The following is a 19,706-nucleotide window of genomic DNA, read 5'->3' as shown; positions in this document are numbered from 1 at the left end:
GCAAGGTGTCCATACTGTGAATCACCCAGTGAACTCTCAATGAATAAGCATAAAAAAAGGGGTCACAGTGAAGGACCCCTGAAAAGTAGCATGCTAAGTCCATTGTTGCGGAGCTCGCAACCTTCACATGCTTGCCAAGTCGACACAGGCAGGGCCCTTTGCCACACCCGTAGAAATCCAGTAAGTGAGACTCCTCCCCCGGGGGAAAGTTCACGGATCCTCGAAGATCCTTGCCGTCGACATCCACTGTTCAGATTACTGCGAGAATCAATCAGCCGCCAGCGAGGGCACTTCTTGTACTTGATCCGGATCGCAAAATCCAGCGAATTTTCCCGCCTATTAAGTCATCATTAATGAATCAGGAGGGTTCGATATCCCGGATATGCCGGTGCACCGAAAACCAGGATGCAATCAGACCCAAAAACGCACCGAGCAGTATCAGGTTGAGTCCATCCACCAACCCCAACCCCATCAGGCGGAACTCGCTGCCATAGAGACCGGCCAGATCGCTCACCACACCCTCACTCCAGAGCACCATCACCTCGGTCAGCCACCAGGCCAACATGCCACCTATGACCCCAAACCAGATGCCGGTATAGAGGAAGGGGCGGTGGATAAAGGCATCGGTGGCCCCCACCAGCTTGAGCACCTCGATCTCGGAGCGCTGGTTGAGGATGTTCAACCGCAAGGTATTGCCGACGATGAGCAACACGGCCGCCAGCAGCAAGACGGCGATACCCGTGATGGTGTGACGCAGCAGCTTGATGATCCCCTGCAGCCGCTCGAGCCACTGCAAATCCAGCTTACCCTGCTCGACACCACTCTCTCCGTTGAGCTTGGCCAGCAGCTCGCTGGCTCCGCCGGGGCTGCGCCAGCGCGGATCCGGCACCACGATCAGCACGGGCGGGAGCGGATTGCCGTCGAGATAGTCGAGGGCATCACCAAAACCGGAGAGTTCGCGAAACTCGGCCAGCGACTTGTCCCGGCTCATATAGTCCACACTGTCCACCTCGGGATACATCAGGATGCGCTTGCGCAGCGCCAAGATGTTCTCTTCGGGTAGATCCTTGCGCAGGTAGAGGGTGATCTGGGAGCTGTCTTGCCAGCCGCTCTCCACCTTCTCGGCGTTTTTGAGCAATACGTGGAAGCAGGAGGGAAGTGCCAGGCTCACACCGAGCACGGCCAGCGTCATCATGGTCGCGAGGGGATAGCGCCACAGCTCCCCCAGGCTGGAGAAGGCCTGACGCAGGTGATCCACCCAATACATGGCAAAGCGGCGCAGCGGCGGCTGCTTGTGACGGACGACCCCCATTATGCCTCCCTCTCCTGCGAATACATGCGACCGGCCTTGAGCGTCAGAGTCCGGTAACGCATACGGGCGATGAGACCCAGATCATGGGTGGCAATCAGTACCGACACCCCGACCCGGTTGAACTCCTCAAACAGACGCATGATGTCCATGGAGAGCTGGGGATCCAGATTACCGGTCGGCTCATCCGCCAGCAGCAGGGGCGGCTTGTTGACGATGGCACGGGCAATCCCCACCCGCTGCTGCTCACCACCGGAGAGCATACGCGGCTGGTAGCGCTCCTTGCCGAGCAGGCCCACCTTGTCGAGGGCCGCCGCCACCCGCCGGACTATATCCCCATGACCATAGCCATCGATCACCAGCGGCAGGGCAACGTTGTCAAACACGGTTCTGTCCATCAGCAGGCGGTGATCCTGGAAGATCATGCCGATCTGGCGCCGCACATAGGGGATATAGCGACGGTCGAGGCGGGTCACCTCGTCTCCGTGGAAGAAGATACGCCCGTCGCTGGGGCGTTCCATCACGCTGATGAGTTTGAGCAGGGTACTCTTGCCCGCTCCCGAGTGACCGGTGAGGAAGGCCATCTCTCCCTTGCGCAGGTGAAAGCTCACCTTCTGCAAGGCCTGATGACCACCGCTGTAGACCTTGCTGACCTGTTCAAAACGAATCATGTAGCCATCCCGCTAGCTGTACGGGCCCCCGAAGGAGCCCGCCTGTGATTACTCATCCCGGCTGAACAGGGCCTCGATGAAGTCATTGGCCACAAAGGGGCGCAGATCGTCGATCCCCTCACCCACCCCTATGTAGCGGATGGGGATCTGGAACTTGTCCGCCACCGCGAAGATAACGCCCCCCTTGGCGGTACCATCGAGCTTGGTGAGGGTGATGCCAGTCAGTCCCACTGCCTCGCTAAACAGCTTGGCCTGGCTCAGGGCATTCTGGCCGGTGCCGGCGTCGACGGTGAGCATGATCTCGTGGGGCGCCGCCTCATCGAGCTTCTTCATCACCCGCACTATCTTCTTGAGCTCTTCCATCAGGTTGTTTTTGTTCTGCAGGCGGCCGGCGGTGTCGGCGATCAGCACGTCGGCACCCCGTGAGCGGGCTGCCTCGATGGCATCATAGATGACGGAAGCCGAATCGGCGCCGGTATGCTGGGCGATCACCGGGATATTGTTGCGCTGCCCCCATACCTGCAACTGCTCGACCGCAGCGGCACGGAAGGTATCACCTGCGGCCAGCATCACACTCTTGCCCTCGGCCTGGAACTGCTTGGCCAACTTGCCGATGGTGGTGGTCTTGCCCACCCCGTTCACACCCACCATCAGGATGACGTAGGGCTTCTTGCCGGTGTCGATCACCAGGGGCTGTTCAACCTTGGCCAGCATCTCGCCCATGTCCTGCTTGAGCAGGCCATAGAGCGCCTCGGCATCCTTGAGCTGCTTGCGGCTGGCGTGCTGGGTCAGGCCATCGATGATACGGGTGGTGGTGTCGACACCGAGATCCGCGCTCAGCAGCTGGGTCTCCAGCTCCTCGAACAGCTCATCGTCGATCTTCTTGCCACGGAACAGGCCGAAGAAGCCGGATCCGATATTCTCACGGGTGCGCACCAGGCTGCGCTTGAGACGGGCGAACAACCCCTCTCGCTGGGGTTTCTCCTGAGTGTTATCGTCCACGATGGCAGCGGTAGCCATACTGGCGGCCTCGGCGGCGCGGGCCTCTTCGGCCAGACGAACTTCCTCGGCGGCGCGGGCGGCTTCGGCCAGACGAGCTTCCTCGGCGGCGCGGGCGGCTTCGGCCAGACGAACTTCCTCGGCAACGCGGGCTTCTTCGGCCAGACGGGCGGCCTCGGCGGCGCGGGCTTCTTCGGCCAGACGGGCAGCATCGGCGGCGCGGGCGGCTTCGGCCAGACGAACTTCCTCGGCGGCGCGGGCGGCTTCGGCCAGACGAGCTTCCTCGGCGGCGCGGGCGGCTTCGGCCAGACGAGCAGCCTCGGCGGCGCGGGCGGCTTCGGCCAGACGGGCAGCCTCGGCGGCGCGGGCGGCTTCGGCCAGGCGAGCTTCCTCGGCGGCGCGAGCGGCTTCGGCCAGACGAGCTTCCTCGGCGACGCGGGCGGCTTCGGCCAGGCGAGCTTCCTCGGCGGCGCGAGCGGCTTCGGCCAGGCGAGTGGCCTCATCCTCAACCAGCTCGTTGACGATCACCGGGTCCAGTTCGGAGGCACACTCCTCCAGCACCATGGGGGCATCGCTCTGCTCCACCATCGGGGCACAGCAGGCATCATCCACAACGATGCCATCACCAACCCGGGCCGCCGGCACAGCGCTCCCTTGCGGAGCGGGAAGCGGATCGACGGCAGGCTCGGGAGGGGTGGTGGGCTCGGGGTGAGCAACCGGCTCCGGGGTCGCGGTGATGACGGGCTCGGGAGCCGTCTTGGTTTCAGCCTCTTCTTTCTTGCGGCCGAAGCCCAGCCAGGAAAACAAACCTTTTGCCATCTAATAAATACTCACTTGATCGGCGGACTGCTAAAATGGCCGCTCCGCGGAGGTTCGGCACGAAAAATGAACCGCCTTATACTATCACTTTCTTTTCTGACGACGAAACGCGATGCCCAGAGCGAAAAATAGCCGCAACAGCCCGTCCCCACAGGGAAAATCGGGGTTTGTAAGAATCATCAGCGGCCAGTGGCGCGGGCGTAAGCTGCCGGTTCGTGACGTAGAGGGGCTCAGGCCCACCACGGATCGGGTCAAGGAGACCATCTTCAACTGGCTGGCCCCCCATGTGCGCGAGACCCGCTGTCTGGATCTCTTCGCCGGCAGTGGCGGACTCGGCTTCGAAGCACTCTCCCGCTATGCCAGTCGAGTCACCCTGGTCGAACGGGATCGCGGCGCCGCCGACCAATTGCGCAAGAATATCGCCCTGCTCGGCTCATCGGCAGCCGAGGTGATCGAGACCGATGCGGTGAGCTGGCTGCAAGGACCGGCCCGCCCCTTCGATCTGGTCTTCCTCGATCCTCCCTTTCGCAAGGATCTGTTACCTACCGTCTGCACCCTGCTGGAGCAGAACGGCTGGCTGGCCGACGAGGCCCTCATCTATCTGGAACGGGAGAGAGAGGCCGAGCCTCCATCACTGCCGGCAAGCTGGCGCCTGATCAAAGACAAGCAGGCCGGGCAGGTCTGCTACCAACTCTATCTGAGGGAAATCCATGAAGATGCTGCTTAATCTGCTGGCCAGAGGCGTTGTCCTGCTGTTCTGGCTCGGTGTCGGCGCAGCCCTGGCCAACCTGCTCCCCGAACGGCTCAACACCCTGCTTCCCCCCTGTGGCCTGGTAGTCCTGTTGATGCACTGGGCCCAGGCCGGCATGATCCGGCGCGCCTGCGCTCCCCACTTTGCCGTCAGCCGCGGCGAGTATTGGCAAATTGTCCTGTTCGGGGTCTTTGCCACCGGCAGGATCCGCGAGCAACTCGGGCAGATTGCCGAGCGAGCCAGCTGATCGATGGCCCGGCCTTGCGCCACAATGCTGTTCACTTAAGAGAATTTGAGTGCCAGCCCAGGTAGTATCAGGGCTAAAAAACGAGGGAGGCATGATGCCTCCCTCTTTCTATTGCAAGCCACGCTGTACAAGGGCTGGAGGAAGATGGACTTAAAACAGCCTTTCTCCCCCAACTCAACTAGCACTTATGAATAATCAGTCAACAACGTGCTTATCTGAACAACATTGCGGCCTTGCGCCGGGCCTTCTTATTGATCGCGACCGGCCATGATCCCCAGCTTGATGGAGAGCCAGGCCAATAGCAGCAGCATGGCAATGAGCGAGAAGAAGTTGCTGCCCAGCTCGGGGTAAACCACTCTCAGCCAGGCGGTGTGGCCAAAAATGCCGATGAAAAAGCTCAGCAGGGTGCAGAGGGGCACATTTCCCTCCATGGGGACGGTCGCGTAGTAGTGATAGAGCTGCCGCGCCGCCAGCACCAGGGCAATCAGTGGATAGAGGGAGAAGGGAACCACCTCGTTGACGAGCATGGAGAGGGTCGCGTCACCACAGACACCGATTAGCAGCGCCAGGATCAGGGGCATCTTGTCAGGCAGGTGATTCTCACTCATGGGACTCTCCTTCTTCTCGAGGGAATGGACGCGGCTGATAGGCTTCGGCGCCGGCCGCTATGATGCGCAGTTGCGTGATGACACGCTCGCTCAATGCCCGACACTCCTCCCGCGTCAGATCCAGGGCATCGGCCCCGGCACTGAAGACGATGGTCACGATCGCCTCAGCCTGAATATAGGCCTCTTCGCGACTGCGTCCCGAGGTCGCCTCCAGATAGTCGGTCAGCTCGGCGATAAAATGCTGGATCTCACGGGCCACCGCCTGACGAAAAGCCGGTGATGTCCCCGAGCGCTCACGTAGCAACAGTCTGAATACGTTGGGGTTGTTTTCGACAAACTCCATGAAGGTCTGCACCGAGGTGCGGATCACACTACCGCCACCTGCGATACGCTGACGCGCCTGACGCATCAGCTGGCGCAGGGTCAAGCCCCCCTCGTCCACCAGCGTCAGGCCCAGCTCCTCCATGTCGCGGAAGTGGCGATAGAAGGAGGTGGGAGCAATCCCGGCCTCGCGGGCCACCTCGCGCAGGCTCAGATTGGAGAAGCTGCGATCGCTGCTCAGCTGGTTAAACGCCGCCTCGATCAGGCTGCGCCGGGTCTTTTCTTTCTGTTGTGCGCGAATTCCCACGACCACTCCACTTCACGGATCTGAAAAGGAATCATAACCCGAAGCAAGGGAATGGCGCAGCCTTGTCACACACTCCGCCGGTAATGAGACAAAAAAAGGGGGTGATCACTGATCACCCCCATGCAAATGGCATGTTCCATTTCTGGTGCTCTGTCTGCCCCCTCTCCCTGACCTTTCCCCATGGTTTCCGCTACCCCGGGGTATCAGCATCGCTCCCTGATGCCATCGTCACCGGCAACGCCGTGAGTGGGCCGGACATCACACCACACGGCTCCATGGGAGACGTGTTGTCCTTGCACTGCCCATCTTAGGGGCTAGTGATGTATAAAAAAGCACAAATAGAGAAAGAATATGCGCAACTCGTTCATCCCATTCGGATGAACTCAAAATACTCCTTTAAAAACATGTAGATGAAAGTACCTACCGGTACTCTCCCTGTTTGATGCCATCCAGGGCGCACAGGGCTTTGCGACATATCGCACAAACGTTTTCAGAGAAGTGCCCATCACAGCCAACGCTGAATAGGAAGACGCCCCACCAACCAGAGCCAGCACCTTTGCCATCGGCCAGGCGGTGACGAGTGCTCCTCATCATCGCTCTCGGCCAGCCAGGTGGTGCACCAATTGTCCAGCTCCTGCTGTAACGGGGGACAGTCGATCCGCAAGGCAATCTCGGTGTTGAGATAGAGAGAGCGGGGATCGAGGTTGAAGCTCCCCAACAGCAGCAGACCCGGCTCCCCCAGGACCAGCTTGGCGTGCAGGCTGCGCCCCTGCCCCTCCCGCAACTCACAGACCCGAATACCATGCCTGCGCAGGCGTGCCCGCTGCCGCTCATAGGCGCCGTGCACCAACGGGACATCCGTCGTCTCCAGCGCATTGGTAAGCAGTGTGATGCTGACCCCGCGGCGAGCCAACCGTAGCAGCCGCCTCATGAAGGGCGGTGGCAACACCAGATAGGGGGAAACCAGCGTCAACCTGGCGTGGGGCCTCGCCAACTCGTGGCCAATCAAACGGGCAATGCGGCCCTGACGGATCACCCCCTTGCCCGGCACATCGAACAGAACGCTTCCCTTGCCTGTCCACCACGGCAGGGGCTCGGCGACCAGAGGAGCGGGTATGCCGTAGAGGCTGGCAACACCGGGTTGCAGGTAGTCGCCGAGAAAGGCCAGGCGAGCCGCTGACTCCGTATCGAGATCCGACGGATGCCAGGGGTGGCTCCAGCGGCTACGCCAAAACCGCTCGAACCCTCTGACCAACTGGCGGCAGAGTGCCCCGCGACAGGCAATATCGAGATCGACGAAGGCCGGTGAGTCACTCAGGCCAAAATAACTGTCCCCGATATTGCGTCCCCCCATGATGGCCTGACGGCCATCCACCAGCAGCAGCTTGTTATGCATGCGGTGATTGAGATGACGAAAGCGCAGGAGCACTTCCAGCAGGAGGGCAAGGGGGTGCCACAGGCGGGATTGGAAGGGGTTGAAGCGGCGCAGCTCGATATGGTGGTGATGGGCCAGCAGCGGCAGAAACCGAGCCTCATCGCTGTTGAGGTGATCGATCAGCAGGCGCACCTTGACCCCCCGCCGGGCGGCGGCCAGCAGCTCGGCCAGCAGCAGTTTGCCACTGGCATCCTCCTCCCAGCTGTAGTACTGGGCATCGATGGTATGGCGAGCAGAGCGCAACAGCTCGCAGCGCCAGGCCAGCGCCTGCTGTGGAGAGGCCAGCAGCGAAAACGTCCCCTCCTCGGGGGGTGAGGAGACCTCAGAGCCGTGTCCCCACCAGGGCCTGCTCATTGCTCCGCCTGACGACGCAGCACCGCCTGCTTGCCTTCTATCTGCTGCAGGCTGAAACGATAGGCCATGTAGTACTTGTAGATGGTGCCCACATAGTGGATGGGGATCTGTCCCACCTCGTTGGCCACCAGCTGATCCAGGTTACCAAACCACTGATTGGCATCGAGCCCGGCCTCACTGGCCTTGCTACGCAACCGCTGGATACGGTTCGGCCCCGCATTGTAGGCTGCCAGCACCATCAGATGGCGATTGAGACGATCCAGCCCGGGGTCGTTGAAATAGGTGTCGCGGATCAACCTCAGGTAGCGGCAGGCCGCCTCCACATTCCCTTCCAGCGAGGCGAGCCTTGCCCCCGTGATGTTGACCGTCCTCCCGGTCGCGGGAAGCAGCTGCAACAGACCGATAGCACCACCGACGGAGCGGGCGGCAGGATCGAGGCCAGACTCCTTGTAGGCCATGGCCGCCAGCATCAACCAGTCGAGATCGTAGCGATCCGCGTACTTCTGTAACACCAGGCGAATCCGGTTGAGGCGCCCCACCCGCTCGGGAGCCAATATGTTGCTGAGCGACTCGCTCTGGCGCAGATACTGACGCAGGGTGAGATCGCTATAGAGCTGGTGCCTTGGCACCTCGGTCAGGTAACGGTTGACCGCTGTCAACAACTTGGGGGAGCCGGGGCGCAAGGCCCAGGCGGTATGGCCACCGTCCCGCAGCGGAATAAGACGATGGGCTCTCAGCCCGGAGAGTGCATCCAGCCAGGGACGCCCCTTGAAGCTGTCGGTTACCGTGAGAGGAATGAGGCCGGCCGCCACCATCTCCAGCAGATCTCCGTCCTGCAGGTATTCGGGTACCGTCTCCACATAGACCGGGGGGAGACCCAGATCCCGAAACAGACGGTTGAGACGCCTCAGACTCTCGTAATAACTGGAGCTGGCTCGCACCCAGACCCGGCGACCCGATAACTGGGTCAGGCGGGTGAAGGCGGGCAAAGAGTCGGCACTGACGATCCACTCCTCGATAGGTGCGATGACGGGGCGGGAGAAAGTCACACGCTCGCGCCTGTCCTGGGTGACCGTCAGGTTGGCCACCACCAGATCGCCGCGCCCCTCCTCCAGATAGTCGAGCAGGCGATCCTGGCGCACCGGGATGTAGATGACTTTAAGCTTGACCTTATCCCGGGCCAGGTAGGTCCGGTTGAGCCAGCGCTCAAAACCCTGTAACTGATTGACCAGAATGCCCTTCTGCTGTCCCCGGTCCAGAAAGAAAAATCCGCGCTCATAGACCACCAGGGCCCGCAGGACTTTCTGTTCAAGGATGCGGTCGAGATCGCCGGGCTGGGTGAGGACGAGCGGCTTGAGCGGCGCCGCAGGGAGAGAGAGGGAGAGAAGAAGGAGGCAAAACCCGAACCACAGCCGCATGTCGTCCCCTTATGTTGGGTGTGGCACCGGAGCTCAATCCCGGTACCGCTTCAACCAAAGTGTCTGGACCCACAGCCTAAGGGTCAAGGTGGCAGGCATCACCCGCCACCGCATACATTATCCGAGCACGCGCGCACGCATCTCGAAAATCAGCTTCTCGGCAGTACAGGTGAACTGAATGCGAGCCTTGATAAGCACCCCTTCGGCCACCGTCTGCAGTTGCTCGCTGATCGCAACCTCGCTGCTGACCTGATGGGCAAGCTGGATAAACTCAGCCAGACGGGCGCGGGCTTCGGTTTCGTTTGCGGCAGATACCTCGAGATCCAGGCGGTCATCGCCCTCCCCTATGATGGTGCCAATCTCTGCATAGCAGCCGCAGGCATCACAGGTTTCCTGAACTTTCTCTTCAACCGACATGGTTAACTCCTATCTATTTGGATGCGTCATCGTCACGCATCGCCTTACGAAAATCGCGGATGGCAGTACCTATATCCTCTCCGGCTCCGGCCAATCGCTTGCTGCCAAATACCAGCAGAACGACGAACAGCAGGATCAGAGTGTGCCAGATGTGAATGCCGCCAAGTCCCATTGTTGCCTCCGGACAGGTTGTAACAGATCGCGAGACAACTATTGTTGGGCAAAATCAACCCGGGCGTAAATTGTGAGCGGCTTCATATAATTAATCCACATCTTTGATAATGGTAAGCGCGCATCATGGGGCATGCTGCCACAACTCGTGTTATAACCCCGGCATGTGACAGGCCACAACCCGGAACAGATGCGACTCGAACTCCTCAACCGCCTCGACCTCAACCTCCTGATCGTACTGCATGTGTTGCTGGAAGAGCGCAATGGCAGTCGGGCAGCCAGGCGTTTGCACCTGAGCCAGTCCGCCGTCAGCAAGGCCTTGAGCCGCCTGCGGGAGGCTCTCGGCGACCCCCTCTTCCTGCGCACCTCGCACGGGCTCGAGCCCACCCCCAGAGCACTGCAGCTGGAACAGGAGCTCACCCCCCTGCTGCACCATCTCAACGGGGTGCTGCACCCTCCCCGCTTCGACCCCGCCACGACCGAGCGGGAGTTTCTCATCGCCAGCATGGACAGCGCCTTCACCCTGTTTGTGCCCCTCTACCTGCAGACCCTGACCCGACAGGCACCTGGCGTGCGTCTGCGCTACGTGGAGTGGGATGAGGGCAGCCTGGGCAAGATGGCCCAGGGGGGAATCGATCTGGCCTTCACGGTCAGGGAGAACAGCCTCACCTCGGATCTGCGTATCGACACCCTGCCCTCGGCGATCGAGCAACGGCTGCTGGCAAAAGATGGCTTCACCTGCCTGGTCAGGCAGGATCACCCCCTGTTGGGGTGGAAGGCGTGGGGAGTCGAGGCCTTCAGCCACTATCCCCATGTACAGACCTTCTGCGAGGGACGAGATCGCTGGATGCTGGACGATCGCCTGCTGGAAATGGGCATATCACGGCATATCGCCGCCACGGTTCCCAGCTTCGAGGCAGCCCTGCGAATGGGCATGCACTCGGACATGATCGTCACCGTCTCCAGCCTCTATGCCCGCCATGCGGTCCAGGTCTACCCCATGGTACCGCTGCCGCTTCCCATCGGCATCGACAGCATCTCCCATCTGCTGGTCTGGCATCAGGGGAGGCAGCAGGATCCCGGTCACCTCTGGCTGCGCGAGACCCTGCACGGCCTGATTACCGACGGGCTGAAATCCGATGGAAATGGATGGTAACTACGGCACCATCGACAGATAGTGGTGCACTCCATCCAGCAGCATCTGTACCGAGATCATCACCAGCAGCATCCCCATCAACCGCTCGACGGCGGTCAGTCCCCGCTCGCCGAGCAGTTTGTTGAACACCTCATAAAACATCAGGATCACGGCGCTGGCCGCCCAGGCCATGAAGAGGGCCAGGGACCAGTCGGCCATGCGCCCCGGCGCCTGATTGGCCAGTAGCAAGAGGGAGGCCAGTATGGAGGGGCCGGCGATCATGGGGATCGCCATGGGCACCAGGAAGGGCTCCTCACCGGCTGCCAACCCCGTCACTCCACCCGGTCCCGGGAAGATCATCTTGATGGCGATCAGAAACAGTATGATCCCCCCCGCGATGCTGACTGCCTCCTGGCGCAGATTGAGGAAAGTCAGGATCTGCTGTCCCACGAAGAGGAAGAGCATCATGATGGCGAGCGAGAAGAGCAGCTCGCGGATCATCACCTTGCGCCGGCGCTTGGGATCGATATGACGCAGGATGGAGAGAAAGACGGGGAGATTGCCGAGCGGGTCCATGATCAGGAACAGCATAACGGCGGCGGAGAAAGTATCCATGGCGTGGCCAACAACTGAGATTGAGAGGCCGGGAATATAGCAGATCGGCGAGGAATTGGGCGAGCCGAAGGCTCGCCCCGCCCCATTAATGGTTGCAGATGCGATCGGCGCGGGTCTGGAACCCCTCCCCCTCGGCGACGAACTTGCTCTTGCGCTCGAGGAAGGCGATCAGCTGGTCTGCATCCATCCCCTCGGCGCTGCAGGTGTGAAAACGGGCATCACTCCCGAAAGCGGTGTGAATGGCCTGACGCAGGCTCTCGCGGGTAAAGCTACCCCCCTGGGCCAGCATCATCTGCATCACCTCATGACCGTGAATCGAATCGGACATGGTCTCTCTCCAATGAAACAAACAAATGAGATGAACATTAAACATTGCCCCCTCTCATGCCACCTTGATGCAGGCCAAGAAAAAGGTGCATTTCTGCACCTGACGCTGGTAGGGAAACGCGCTTTGTCGATAATGTGGTAACCCGACCGGGCTGTCGCTACACTGGCGCCCCTTTTTCCCGTACATCGATCGAGGACCCCGGCTCACATGCAGTTCCAAGGAATGGTGTTTGCCCCCTGGCGGCTCTGGACTCGCCGTCCCCTCTGGGTGAAAACCCTGCTCGGCATGCTGATCGGCATCGCACTGGGGCTGGGTCTGCCGGATCAGGCGCTACTGCTCAAACCCTTCGGCACCCTCTTCGTCAACACCATCAAGATGTTGATGCTCCCTCTCATCTTCTGCTCGGTGATCACCGGTATCTGCACCCTGGGGCGGCGCCATCTCGACCAGACGGGTATCAAGGCCACCTTCCTCTATCTCGCCTCCACCACCCTGGCCATCTGCATCGGCCTGCTGATGGGCTGGTTGCTCGAGCCCGGTACCGGCATCACGCTGCAACATGCACTGCCTCCATCGCCTCAACCTCATCCCACTCTGGAGCAGGTCCTGGTAGCGCTGGTGCCGACCAATCCGCTCCAGGCCATGGCGGAAGGCCGGGTGCTGCAGGTGCTGGTGTTTGCGGTTGCTCTCGGACTCGCCATCAATGCCATCGGGCGACAGGGGGTTCCGGCGCAGCGTCTGTTTGCCTCCCTGGCGGAAGCGATGAACAAGCTGACCCAGGTGCTGATGAACCTGGCACCCTACGGTGTATGTGCCCTCACGGCCTGGCTGGCGGCCCAGTATGAGCTGGCCCTGACGCTTCCCCTGCTCAAGGTGATCGGTGCCGTCTATCTCGGCTGTCTGTTGCACGTGCTGGGGGTCTACAGCGGCATGCTGGTGCTGCTGGCCCGGCTCAACCCCTGGCACTACTTTCGCGGCATACTGGATGCACAGGCCATCGCCTTCACCAGCAGTTCCAGCGCCGCCACCCAACCTGTCAGTATCCACTGTGCCGAGGCGCGTCTGGGGGTCTCCAAGCGGGTGACCAACACCGTCCTCCCCATAGGCGCCACCATTAATATGGATGGTACCGCCCTCTACCAGGGGGTGACGGCCCTCTTCGTGGCCCAGGCCTTCGGGGTCGACCTCCATCTCATCGACTATATGACCATCGTCGTCATCGCCGTGCTGGCCAGCATAGGAACGGCGGGAACCCCGGGCACCGGCCTGATGACCCTGACTCTGGTCCTCACCTCGGTAGGCTTGCCACTGGAGGGGGTGGCCCTCATCGCCGGGATCGACCGATTCCTCGACATGGCGCGCACCACGGTCAATGTCTCCGGCGATATTCTGGTTTCGGTGCTGATCGCCCGCCGGGAAGGGGAGCTGGATCTGTCCACCTTCCACGATCCGGAAGCCGGCGAAGAGCTGGACGAAAACTCCCGCCAGTGACGACATCGGGCCACAGACCCGATCACTCCTCTTCGGGATCGTGGCCGCAACGCCAGCAGATCTCGAAGTTGGCCCCATTCTCCTCGCCACAACGCCCGCAGAGCCAGCCATTCCCCTGCCGCTTCTGGTAGCGCTCGATGACCCGGGATGCCTTCTGTCGCTGCTCACCCGGCACCATCAGGGTCACCTGCAGCAGATCCACGGGTAACTCTCCCAAAGCGCCTCCAAGCCCCTCACCATTCAGCCGAACACGGATACCCTCCACCTCCAGGGCCCCCTTGATGGCATGGGCCTCCAGTACATGGGAGGCGCGATAGAGATTGATCCATTGTTCCATAACGACTCCTTAGATCAGGCGATCGATGGCATATTCGTCTCTGCGCTCGATCAGATAATCGATAAACATCCGCAACTTGCGCGGCATGAAACGTCGTTCCGGACAAAGCAGATAAATAGGTACCGGGGGCTGTCGCCACTCGGAGAGCAGGGGTACCAGGGCTCCGCTGGCCAACTCCTCCCGACAGAGCATGGCAGGCAGAGAGGCAAGCGCCAACCCGGCCTTTGCCGCCTCGCGGGCGCAGGTAATATTATTGACCCTAAAACGGGATTTTGGCTCGATCAGCACCCGCTCCCCCTCACGCTCGAAGACCCAGCGGGGCGAAAGCAGTGAGGAGCGCACGAAGATACGCTCGTGCTCTTCCAGTTGAACCGGATGGGAAGGCACTCCAAGCCGCTCGAGATATGAGGGGGAAGCACATAGCAGCCGCTCCGTCAGCCAGAGCCGACGGCTAACCAGACTGGTATCGTCGCTCTCCCCTATGCGAATGATGCAGTCAAGCCCCTCGGTGATGGGATCAACCACCCGGTTGGTCAACTCCATGTCGACCTTGAGGTCCGGATGTGACTGTAAATAATCCGCGACCACCCGGGCCAGCACCAGTTGCCCCGTCTCGATAGGGACCGCCATCTTGAGGGTACCGGTCAGTTGATGCTGGGAGGCACTGAGCTGTAACTCGGCCTCGGCCATCACCTCCAGGGCGGTTCGGCAACGCTGGTAGTACTGCTCCCCCTCCTCGCTCAGGGTCAGCTGACGCGTCGAACGATAGAGTAACCTCACCCCCAGATGTCGCTCCAGGTCGGCCATACGCCGACTGACCGTGGCCTTGGTCATGCCGAGCGCGGCGGCGGCGGCGGTGAAGGAACCCCGGTCCACTATGGTGGCAAAGATCTGGGCGGCATTCAGATCCATTGTTTCCTCTATGCAACGATTTTTCTCATTTCTGCACACTAATCTTAAAAATAAGACAATGCTAGCCTGTCCGTTCCACAACGGAGAATGAAATGAGCAAAGAGAAGAAGATCCCGCTGATGGCGGCCATCATACTGGCCCTGCTCGGCCTCGCCTTCGCCCTCTACTGGTACGGTTATGGGCGCTACTTCGAGCGTACCGACAACGCCTATCTGCAGAGCAACGTCACCGCCATCGCCTCGCGCCTGCCGGGTTACATTCATGAGGTGTTGGTCGACGACAACCAGCTGGTTCGCTCCCATCAGATCATCGCCCGCCTCGATGACAGGGAGTATCGTCACCGGCTCGCCATGGCAGAGGCCGAGTTGGCCCTGAACCAGGCCAGTGCCGAGAACCTGACTGCCACCCGCACCCGGCAGCTGAGCCTGATCCATCAGGCACAGGCCCGAGTGCTCTCTGGCAAGACAGAACTGCGCCGTGCCAGCCAGCAACAGAGTCGTACCGCTCAGCTCAAGGCTCGCAACTACAGCTCTCAGGACAGTCTTGATGAAGTCAGTGCCAACCGTCAGGTGGCCGAGGCCCAGCTGGTAGAGGCCGAGGCTGCCCTGCAGGCGGCCAGGGACAACCTGCTGGTGCTCGATGCCGAACAACAGCAGGCCCAGGCCCGCATCGCCGAAAGCCGGGCCAATCTGGATCAGGCTCGCCTCGATCTCAGCTATACCGAGATCCGGGCCCCGGCCGACGGCATTATCGGACGGCGTGCCCTGCGAGAGGGAATGTATGTGCAGTCGGGCATGCAGGTGGCCAGCCTGGTGCCACTCAAGGAGGTATGGGTCGAGGCCAACTTCAAGGAGACCCAGCTCGCACATATGCACCCGGGACAAAAGGTGGAGGTTGTGCTCGACGCCTATCCAAACCAGCCGGTCGATGGCGTCATCGACAGCCTATCCCCGGCTACCGGCGCCAAGTTCGCCCTGCTACCACCGGAAAACGCCACCGGGAACTTCACCAAGATAGTGCAACGGGTACCGGTGAAGATCCGCATCCCGGAGCCGGGAGTGCTGGCCGGTAAACTACTGCCCGGGCTCTCCAGCGAGGTGACCGTCGATACCCGAAATGCCGAACAGGCTCCCACCCACCTGGCCGCCCGCCAATGAGCCAGCCGGTATCCCGTCGCCACTGGATCGCCGTACTGGGTGGCTTGCTCGGTGCCTTCATGGCGATCCTCGATATCCAGATCACCAACTCATCCCTCAAGGATATTCAGGGAGCCTTGTCGGCGACCCTGAGCGAGAGCTCCTGGATATCGACCGCCTACCTGGTCGCCGAGATGATCGCCATTCCCCTGAGCGGCTGGCTCAGCAGGGGATTGAGTGTACGCCGCTACCTCATCTGGACCACTGCCACCTTTATTCTCTCCTCCGTCCTCTGCTCCTTCAGCTGGAACCTGGGCAGCATGATAGTGTTTCGGGCCTTACAGGGATTTACCGGTGGGGCGCTTATCCCCATGGCTTTTACCCTGATCGTCACCCTGCTCCCCCTGGAGAAGCGTGCCACCGGCATGGCCCTGTTTGGACTCTGCACCACCTTTGCCCCGGCCATAGGCCCCACCCTGGGTGGGTGGCTCACCGAGCAACTCTCATGGCACTACATCTTCTACCTCAACGTGCCGCCCGGACTGCTGGTGCTGGCCATGTTGGCCCATGGCCTCGATCGCAAGCCCGTCGATTGGGAGGTGATTCGCCGGGTCGATCTGGTGGGTATATTCACCATGGCGGTCGGGCTGGGCCTGCTGGAAGTGGTGCTGGAAGAGGGCAATCGCGAGGAGTGGTTTGGCTCCTCCTTCATCGTACGCCTGTCGGTGATCTCCGCTGTGGCCATGATCTTCTTTATCATCAGCCAGTTGCTGCGCCGCCATCCCCTGGTCAATCTGCGATTACTGGGTAACGGGCGCTTCGCCCTGGCCTGCTTTGCCTATCTGATCCTGGGGATGGCCCTGATGGGCTCTATCTACGTCTTGCCCCTCTATATGGCCCAGATCCACAACTACAACGCGCTGGAGATCGGCAAGGTGTTGATGTGGATGGGGCTCCCCCAACTGCTGGTCCTGCCGCTCGTCCCCAGGCTCACACGCAGCGTGGACCCCCGTTATCTGGTCTGTTTTGGCTTTCTGGTCTTCGCCGTCAGCTGCTTTATGAATACCGGCATGAGCGTCGACTTTGCCGGTCCCCAGCTCACAGACTCCCTGATCATTCGAGCTCTGGGGCAGCCCTTCATCATGGTCCCCCTCTCCATGGTCGCCACCGCCAGCCTGACCCCGGGCGATATCCCCAGCTCCTCGACCCTGCTCAACGTACTGCGCAACCTCGGAGGAGCCATAGGCATCGCCATCATAGCGACCATGCTCGATAACCAGAGCCGGGTTCACCTGACCTACATCGCCAGTACTCTGGACGCCAGCAGCATCGCGGGACAGCTGTGGCTACAGCAGACGGCCGGCACCCTGGCATCCCAGAGTGGTGACCCGGTGGGGGCCGCCGAGCAGGCGCGAGCCCTGCTCAGCCAGACCATGCAACGCGATGCCGCCATCATGGCCTATAACCAGATCTTCTTCCTGATGGGGGGATTTCTGTTACTGGCGAGTGCCATGATGTTGTTACTCAAAGCACCCAAGCCGACCCCCTCTGGCCAACACGCCGAACCCATCGAGGCATAAGAGAAGGGCCACTTAGCGGTGGCCCTTTTACTTTGCGCTGCCACGCCCCTGGAGCATGTGATGCCCCTATCTGCTCAGACCCTCCGGCGAGCCAGGCGTGCCGGCACTGATGCGAAACCGCCAGCTTCCCCCCTCGTATCAAGCGCGCCGACACAATACAGACCCTTGCCACGCACGGTGCACAACATGGATATGGTGGATCGCGGATATGAGGTAAGCGGTAAGCGGTAAGAAAAATGCAGGAAAAAGAAAAGCCGGGCAAGCCCGGCTTTTTCTATCTTACTCGGCAGCTGCTTCAGCAGCGGCCGGGCGGTCTACCAGCTCGATGTAAGCCATCGGAGCATTGTCACCGGCACGGAACCCGCACTTCAGAATGCGAGTATAACCACCGGCGCGCTCTTGGTAGCGCTTGCCCAGTTCGTTGAACAGTTTTGCCACAACTTCGTTATCACGAGTGCGGGCGAATGCCAGACGACGGTTAGCAACGCTATCAGTCTTGGCAAGGGTGATCAGCGGTTCAACTACACGACGCAGCTCTTTTGCCTTCGGCAGAGTCGTCTTGATGATCTCATGACGAACCAGGGAGCTGGCCATGTTGCGGAACATAGCCTGACGATGGCTGCTGTTCCGGTTCAGTTGACGACCACTCAAACGATGGCGCATGACCTTATCCTTCTAACTAAATCTGTGAACCCGTAATCTGGATTTACTCGTCAGCGATGCTGGCGGGCGGCCAGTTCTCCAGGCGCATGCCCAGAGACAGACCACGGGAGGCCAACACGTCCTTGATCTCAGTCAGGGACTTCTTACCGAGGTTCGGAGTCTTAAGCAACTCGACTTCGGTACGCTGTACCAGATCACCAATATAGTGGATAGCTTCTGCCTTCAGACAGTTCGCGGAACGAACTGTCAGCTCCAAATCATCGACAGGACGCAGCAGAATCGGATCGAACTCGGGCTTCTCTTCCTTCTTCTCGGGCACGCTTACGTCACGCAGGTCGACGAAGGCTTCCAGTTGCTCTGCCAGGATAGTGGCGGAACGACGGATAGCCTCTTCCGGATCCAGGGTGCCGTTGGTCTCCATTTCGATGACCAGCTTGTCCAAGTCGGTACGCTGTTCCACACGCGCCGCTTCTACATTGTAGGCGATGCGAACGATGGGGCTGAACGCAGCGTCCAGCAGCAGGCGACCAATCGGGCGCTCCTCATCGTCATTGTGGACGCGAGCGGAAGCGGGCACGTAACCACGACCGCGCTGAATCTTCAGGCGCATGCTGATCTCAGCGTTGGCGCTGGTCAGGTGGCAGATTACGTGCTCCGGGTTTACGATCTCAACTTCATCACCGTGAGTGATATCACCAGCGGTAACGGGGCCTGTTCCAGACTTGGTCAGGGACAGAGTTACCTCGTCCTTGCCTTCCAGCTTCACAGCGATGCCTTTCAGGTTCAGCAGGATTTCGAGAACGTCTTCCTGAACACCTTCCTTGCTGCTGTACTCGTGCAGTACGCCATCGATTTCGACTTCAGTGACTGCACAACCGGGCATAGAAGAAAGCAAAATACGACGCAGGGCGTTGCCCAGCGTGTGACCAAAACCACGCTCAAGCGGCTCAAGAGTCACTTTTGCGTGAGTCGGGCTAACTTGCTCGATGTCAACTAGCCGCGGCTTAAGAAAATCTGTTACAGAACCCAGCATTGTGTCCTCTCTTTAGAAGCTAGCTTTACTTGGAGTAAAGCTCGACGATCAGCTGTTCGTTAATGTCGGCAGACAGGTCAGAACGCTCCGGCAGGCGCTTGAAGGCACCTTCCATCTTGGCAGCGTCAACCTCTACCCAAGTCGGCTTCTCACGCTGACCAGCAACCTCAAGGGCAGCCTTGATACGTGCTTGCTTCTTAGCCTTCTCGCGAACAGAGACCACATCCTCAGGGGAAACCTGGAAAGAAGGAATGTTCACAACGCGGCCGTTAACCATGATGGCCTTGTGGCTGACCAGCTGACGTGCTTCAGCACGAGTGGCGCCGAAGCCCATACGGTATACGACGTTGTCCAGACGACCTTCCAGCAGCTGCAACAGGTTTTCGCCGGTGTTACCCTTCTGACGGGCAGCACTGCGGTAGTAGTTGCGGAACTGTTTTTCCAATACGCCGTAGATACGGCGAACTTTTTGCTTCTCGCGCAGCTGAACACCGTAGTCGGACAGACGCGGCTTACGAGCGCCGTGCTGACCCGGGGCGGTGTCAATCTTGCACTTAGAATCAATCGCACGAACACCAGACTTCAGGAAGAGGTCGGTGCCCTCACGACGGCTAAGCTTAAGCTTAGGACCGATATATCTTGCCATCTT

At 60.4% G+C, this 19,706-nt stretch carries 22 protein-coding genes; 6 read left to right on the top strand and 16 right to left on the bottom strand.

Features of this window, described 5'->3' with window-relative positions:
- Positions 1-358 precede the first annotated feature (358 nt).
- The 3 genes from ftsX to ftsY are packed head-to-tail and all read right to left on the bottom strand — an operon-like array spanning position 359 to position 3,798.
- Positions 359-1,312, bottom strand: coding sequence for a permease-like cell division protein FtsX (gene ftsX / locus BN1133_RS09895; protein ID WP_050666367.1), 954 nt, complete (start codon positions 1,310-1,312; stop codon positions 359-361).
- Entirely contained in the window at positions 1,312-1,980 is a 669-nt protein-coding gene (gene ftsE / locus BN1133_RS09890) for a cell division ATP-binding protein FtsE (protein WP_050666366.1), read from the bottom strand. The genes ftsX and ftsE overlap by 1 nt, the downstream gene beginning before the upstream one ends.
- A 48-nt stretch (positions 1,981-2,028) precedes the next feature.
- Complete coding sequence (gene ftsY / locus BN1133_RS09885; protein WP_050666365.1) at positions 2,029-3,798, bottom strand: signal recognition particle-docking protein FtsY; 1,770 nt, start codon at positions 3,796-3,798, stop codon at positions 2,029-2,031.
- Between the two features lie 112 nt (positions 3,799-3,910).
- Between ftsY and rsmD the strand changes: the two genes are divergently transcribed.
- Positions 3,911-4,525, top strand: coding sequence for a 16S rRNA (guanine(966)-N(2))-methyltransferase RsmD (gene rsmD, locus BN1133_RS09880; protein ID WP_050666364.1), 615 nt, complete (start codon positions 3,911-3,913; stop codon positions 4,523-4,525).
- Positions 4,509-4,796 carry a DUF1145 domain-containing protein gene (locus BN1133_RS09875; protein WP_050666363.1) on the top strand — a complete coding sequence of 96 codons (288 nt, stop codon included), beginning with the start codon at positions 4,509-4,511 and terminating at the stop codon, positions 4,794-4,796. Before rsmD ends, BN1133_RS09875 begins: the two co-directional genes overlap by 17 nt.
- 248 nt (positions 4,797-5,044) lie before the next feature.
- Here BN1133_RS09875 and BN1133_RS09870 read toward each other — a convergent pair whose 3' ends face one another.
- From BN1133_RS09870 to tatA, 6 genes are all read right to left on the bottom strand, one after another.
- Positions 5,045-5,404: a YijD family membrane protein gene (locus tag BN1133_RS09870; protein ID WP_050666362.1), complete on the bottom strand. Its 360-nt coding sequence runs from the start codon at positions 5,402-5,404 to the stop codon at positions 5,045-5,047.
- Positions 5,397-6,032, bottom strand: a complete 636-nt coding sequence (gene fabR / locus BN1133_RS09865; protein ID WP_050666361.1) for an HTH-type transcriptional repressor FabR — start codon at positions 6,030-6,032, stop codon at positions 5,397-5,399. The genes BN1133_RS09870 and fabR overlap by 8 nt, the downstream gene beginning before the upstream one ends.
- Positions 6,033-6,537: 505 nt before the next feature.
- Positions 6,538-7,821, bottom strand: coding sequence for a phospholipase D family protein (locus tag BN1133_RS09860; RefSeq protein WP_050666360.1), 1,284 nt, complete (start codon positions 7,819-7,821; stop codon positions 6,538-6,540).
- Entirely contained in the window at positions 7,818-9,239 is a 1,422-nt protein-coding gene (locus BN1133_RS09855; protein WP_050666359.1) for an MltF family protein, read from the bottom strand. Before BN1133_RS09855 ends, BN1133_RS09860 begins: the two co-directional genes overlap by 4 nt.
- Before the next feature lie 117 nt (positions 9,240-9,356).
- Positions 9,357-9,656, bottom strand: a complete 300-nt coding sequence (locus tag BN1133_RS09850) for a YfcZ/YiiS family protein (protein ID WP_050666358.1) — start codon at positions 9,654-9,656, stop codon at positions 9,357-9,359.
- Between the two features lie 13 nt (positions 9,657-9,669).
- Entirely contained in the window at positions 9,670-9,828 is a 159-nt protein-coding gene (tatA, locus tag BN1133_RS09845) for a twin-arginine translocase TatA/TatE family subunit (RefSeq protein WP_050666357.1), read from the bottom strand.
- Positions 9,829-10,017: 189 nt separating this feature from the next.
- Here tatA and BN1133_RS09840 point away from each other — a divergent pair, with 189 nt between their 5' ends.
- A complete protein-coding gene (locus BN1133_RS09840; protein WP_050666356.1) occupies positions 10,018-10,983 on the top strand; it encodes a LysR substrate-binding domain-containing protein in 966 nt (321 codons plus the stop codon).
- Here BN1133_RS09840 and BN1133_RS09835 read toward each other — a convergent pair whose 3' ends face one another.
- Both BN1133_RS09835 and BN1133_RS09830 read right to left on the bottom strand, forming a co-directional pair.
- On the bottom strand, positions 10,984-11,577 hold the full coding sequence (locus tag BN1133_RS09835; protein ID WP_050666355.1) for a YhgN family NAAT transporter: 594 nt from the start codon (positions 11,575-11,577) through the stop codon (positions 10,984-10,986).
- Between the two features lie 85 nt (positions 11,578-11,662).
- The gene (locus BN1133_RS09830; RefSeq protein ID WP_050666354.1) at positions 11,663-11,905 is read right to left on the bottom strand and encodes a YecH family metal-binding protein; all 243 of its coding nucleotides are present in this window, start codon (positions 11,903-11,905) and stop codon (positions 11,663-11,665) included.
- A 207-nt stretch (positions 11,906-12,112) separates the two neighbouring features.
- Between BN1133_RS09830 and BN1133_RS09825 the strand changes: the two genes are divergently transcribed.
- Positions 12,113-13,396, top strand: a complete 1,284-nt coding sequence (locus tag BN1133_RS09825; protein WP_050666353.1) for a dicarboxylate/amino acid:cation symporter — start codon at positions 12,113-12,115, stop codon at positions 13,394-13,396.
- A 22-nt stretch (positions 13,397-13,418) separates the two neighbouring features.
- Here BN1133_RS09825 and BN1133_RS09820 read toward each other — a convergent pair whose 3' ends face one another.
- On the bottom strand, positions 13,419-13,733 hold the full coding sequence (locus BN1133_RS09820) for a putative signal transducing protein (RefSeq protein ID WP_050666352.1): 315 nt from the start codon (positions 13,731-13,733) through the stop codon (positions 13,419-13,421).
- Positions 13,734-13,742: 9 nt separating this feature from the next.
- Positions 13,743-14,645, bottom strand: coding sequence for a LysR family transcriptional regulator (locus BN1133_RS09815; protein WP_050666351.1), 903 nt, complete (start codon positions 14,643-14,645; stop codon positions 13,743-13,745).
- 92 nt (positions 14,646-14,737) lie between these two features.
- Between BN1133_RS09815 and BN1133_RS09810 the strand changes: the two genes are divergently transcribed.
- Together BN1133_RS09810 and BN1133_RS09805 are read left to right on the top strand one after the other, a co-directional pair.
- Positions 14,738-15,802: an HlyD family secretion protein gene (locus tag BN1133_RS09810; RefSeq protein WP_050666350.1), complete on the top strand. Its 1,065-nt coding sequence runs from the start codon at positions 14,738-14,740 to the stop codon at positions 15,800-15,802.
- On the top strand, positions 15,799-17,361 hold the full coding sequence (locus BN1133_RS09805) for a DHA2 family efflux MFS transporter permease subunit (protein WP_050666349.1): 1,563 nt from the start codon (positions 15,799-15,801) through the stop codon (positions 17,359-17,361). The genes BN1133_RS09810 and BN1133_RS09805 overlap by 4 nt, the downstream gene beginning before the upstream one ends.
- Before the next feature lie 279 nt (positions 17,362-17,640).
- On the opposite strand, the gene rplQ is transcribed toward BN1133_RS09805, so the two are convergent.
- From rplQ to rpsD, 3 genes are read right to left on the bottom strand one after another with little or no spacing between them, the layout of a single operon-like run.
- On the bottom strand, positions 17,641-18,024 hold the full coding sequence (gene rplQ / locus BN1133_RS09800) for a 50S ribosomal protein L17 (protein WP_005350112.1): 384 nt from the start codon (positions 18,022-18,024) through the stop codon (positions 17,641-17,643).
- Between the two features lie 43 nt (positions 18,025-18,067).
- Positions 18,068-19,057, bottom strand: a complete 990-nt coding sequence (locus BN1133_RS09795; protein ID WP_005350114.1) for a DNA-directed RNA polymerase subunit alpha — start codon at positions 19,055-19,057, stop codon at positions 18,068-18,070.
- 25 nt (positions 19,058-19,082) lie between these two features.
- A complete protein-coding gene (rpsD, locus tag BN1133_RS09790; protein WP_050666348.1) occupies positions 19,083-19,703 on the bottom strand; it encodes a 30S ribosomal protein S4 in 621 nt (206 codons plus the stop codon).
- Between the last annotated feature and the right edge of the window lie 3 nt (positions 19,704-19,706).

Source organism: Aeromonas schubertii (assembly GCF_000820105.1).
In the GTDB taxonomy this organism is placed as follows: Bacteria; Pseudomonadota; Gammaproteobacteria; order Enterobacterales; family Aeromonadaceae; genus Aeromonas; species Aeromonas schubertii.
This window is presented reverse-complemented; position numbering and strand designations above follow the sequence as displayed.

Coding starts and splice junctions, on each gene's coding strand:
- BN1133_RS09860 (WP_050666360.1), bottom strand. CDS start 7,821: ATGAGCAGGCCCTGGTGGGGACACGGCTCTGAGGTCTCCTCACCCCCC.
- BN1133_RS09870 (WP_050666362.1), bottom strand. CDS start 5,404: ATGAGTGAGAATCACCTGCCTGACAAGATGCCCCTGATCCTGGCGCTG.
- BN1133_RS09875 (WP_050666363.1), top strand. CDS start 4,509: ATGAAGATGCTGCTTAATCTGCTGGCCAGAGGCGTTGTCCTGCTGTTC.
- BN1133_RS09850 (WP_050666358.1), bottom strand. CDS start 9,656: ATGTCGGTTGAAGAGAAAGTTCAGGAAACCTGTGATGCCTGCGGCTGC.
- BN1133_RS09830 (WP_050666354.1), bottom strand. CDS start 11,905: ATGTCCGATTCGATTCACGGTCATGAGGTGATGCAGATGATGCTGGCC.
- BN1133_RS09840 (WP_050666356.1), top strand. CDS start 10,018: ATGCGACTCGAACTCCTCAACCGCCTCGACCTCAACCTCCTGATCGTA.
- BN1133_RS09820 (WP_050666352.1), bottom strand. CDS start 13,733: ATGGAACAATGGATCAATCTCTATCGCGCCTCCCATGTACTGGAGGCC.
- BN1133_RS09805 (WP_050666349.1), top strand. CDS start 15,799: ATGAGCCAGCCGGTATCCCGTCGCCACTGGATCGCCGTACTGGGTGGC.
- BN1133_RS09815 (WP_050666351.1), bottom strand. CDS start 14,645: ATGGATCTGAATGCCGCCCAGATCTTTGCCACCATAGTGGACCGGGGT.
- BN1133_RS09795 (WP_005350114.1), bottom strand. CDS start 19,057: ATGCTGGGTTCTGTAACAGATTTTCTTAAGCCGCGGCTAGTTGACATC.
- rpsD (WP_050666348.1), bottom strand. CDS start 19,703: ATGGCAAGATATATCGGTCCTAAGCTTAAGCTTAGCCGTCGTGAGGGC.
- BN1133_RS09855 (WP_050666359.1), bottom strand. CDS start 9,239: ATGCGGCTGTGGTTCGGGTTTTGCCTCCTTCTTCTCTCCCTCTCTCTC.
- ftsE (WP_050666366.1), bottom strand. CDS start 1,980: ATGATTCGTTTTGAACAGGTCAGCAAGGTCTACAGCGGTGGTCATCAG.
- BN1133_RS09825 (WP_050666353.1), top strand. CDS start 12,113: ATGCAGTTCCAAGGAATGGTGTTTGCCCCCTGGCGGCTCTGGACTCGC.
- BN1133_RS09835 (WP_050666355.1), bottom strand. CDS start 11,577: ATGGATACTTTCTCCGCCGCCGTTATGCTGTTCCTGATCATGGACCCG.
- rplQ (WP_005350112.1), bottom strand. CDS start 18,024: ATGCGCCATCGTTTGAGTGGTCGTCAACTGAACCGGAACAGCAGCCAT.
- tatA (WP_050666357.1), bottom strand. CDS start 9,828: ATGGGACTTGGCGGCATTCACATCTGGCACACTCTGATCCTGCTGTTC.
- rsmD (WP_050666364.1), top strand. CDS start 3,911: ATGCCCAGAGCGAAAAATAGCCGCAACAGCCCGTCCCCACAGGGAAAA.
- BN1133_RS09810 (WP_050666350.1), top strand. CDS start 14,738: ATGAGCAAAGAGAAGAAGATCCCGCTGATGGCGGCCATCATACTGGCC.
- ftsY (WP_050666365.1), bottom strand. CDS start 3,798: ATGGCAAAAGGTTTGTTTTCCTGGCTGGGCTTCGGCCGCAAGAAAGAA.
- ftsX (WP_050666367.1), bottom strand. CDS start 1,312: ATGGGGGTCGTCCGTCACAAGCAGCCGCCGCTGCGCCGCTTTGCCATG.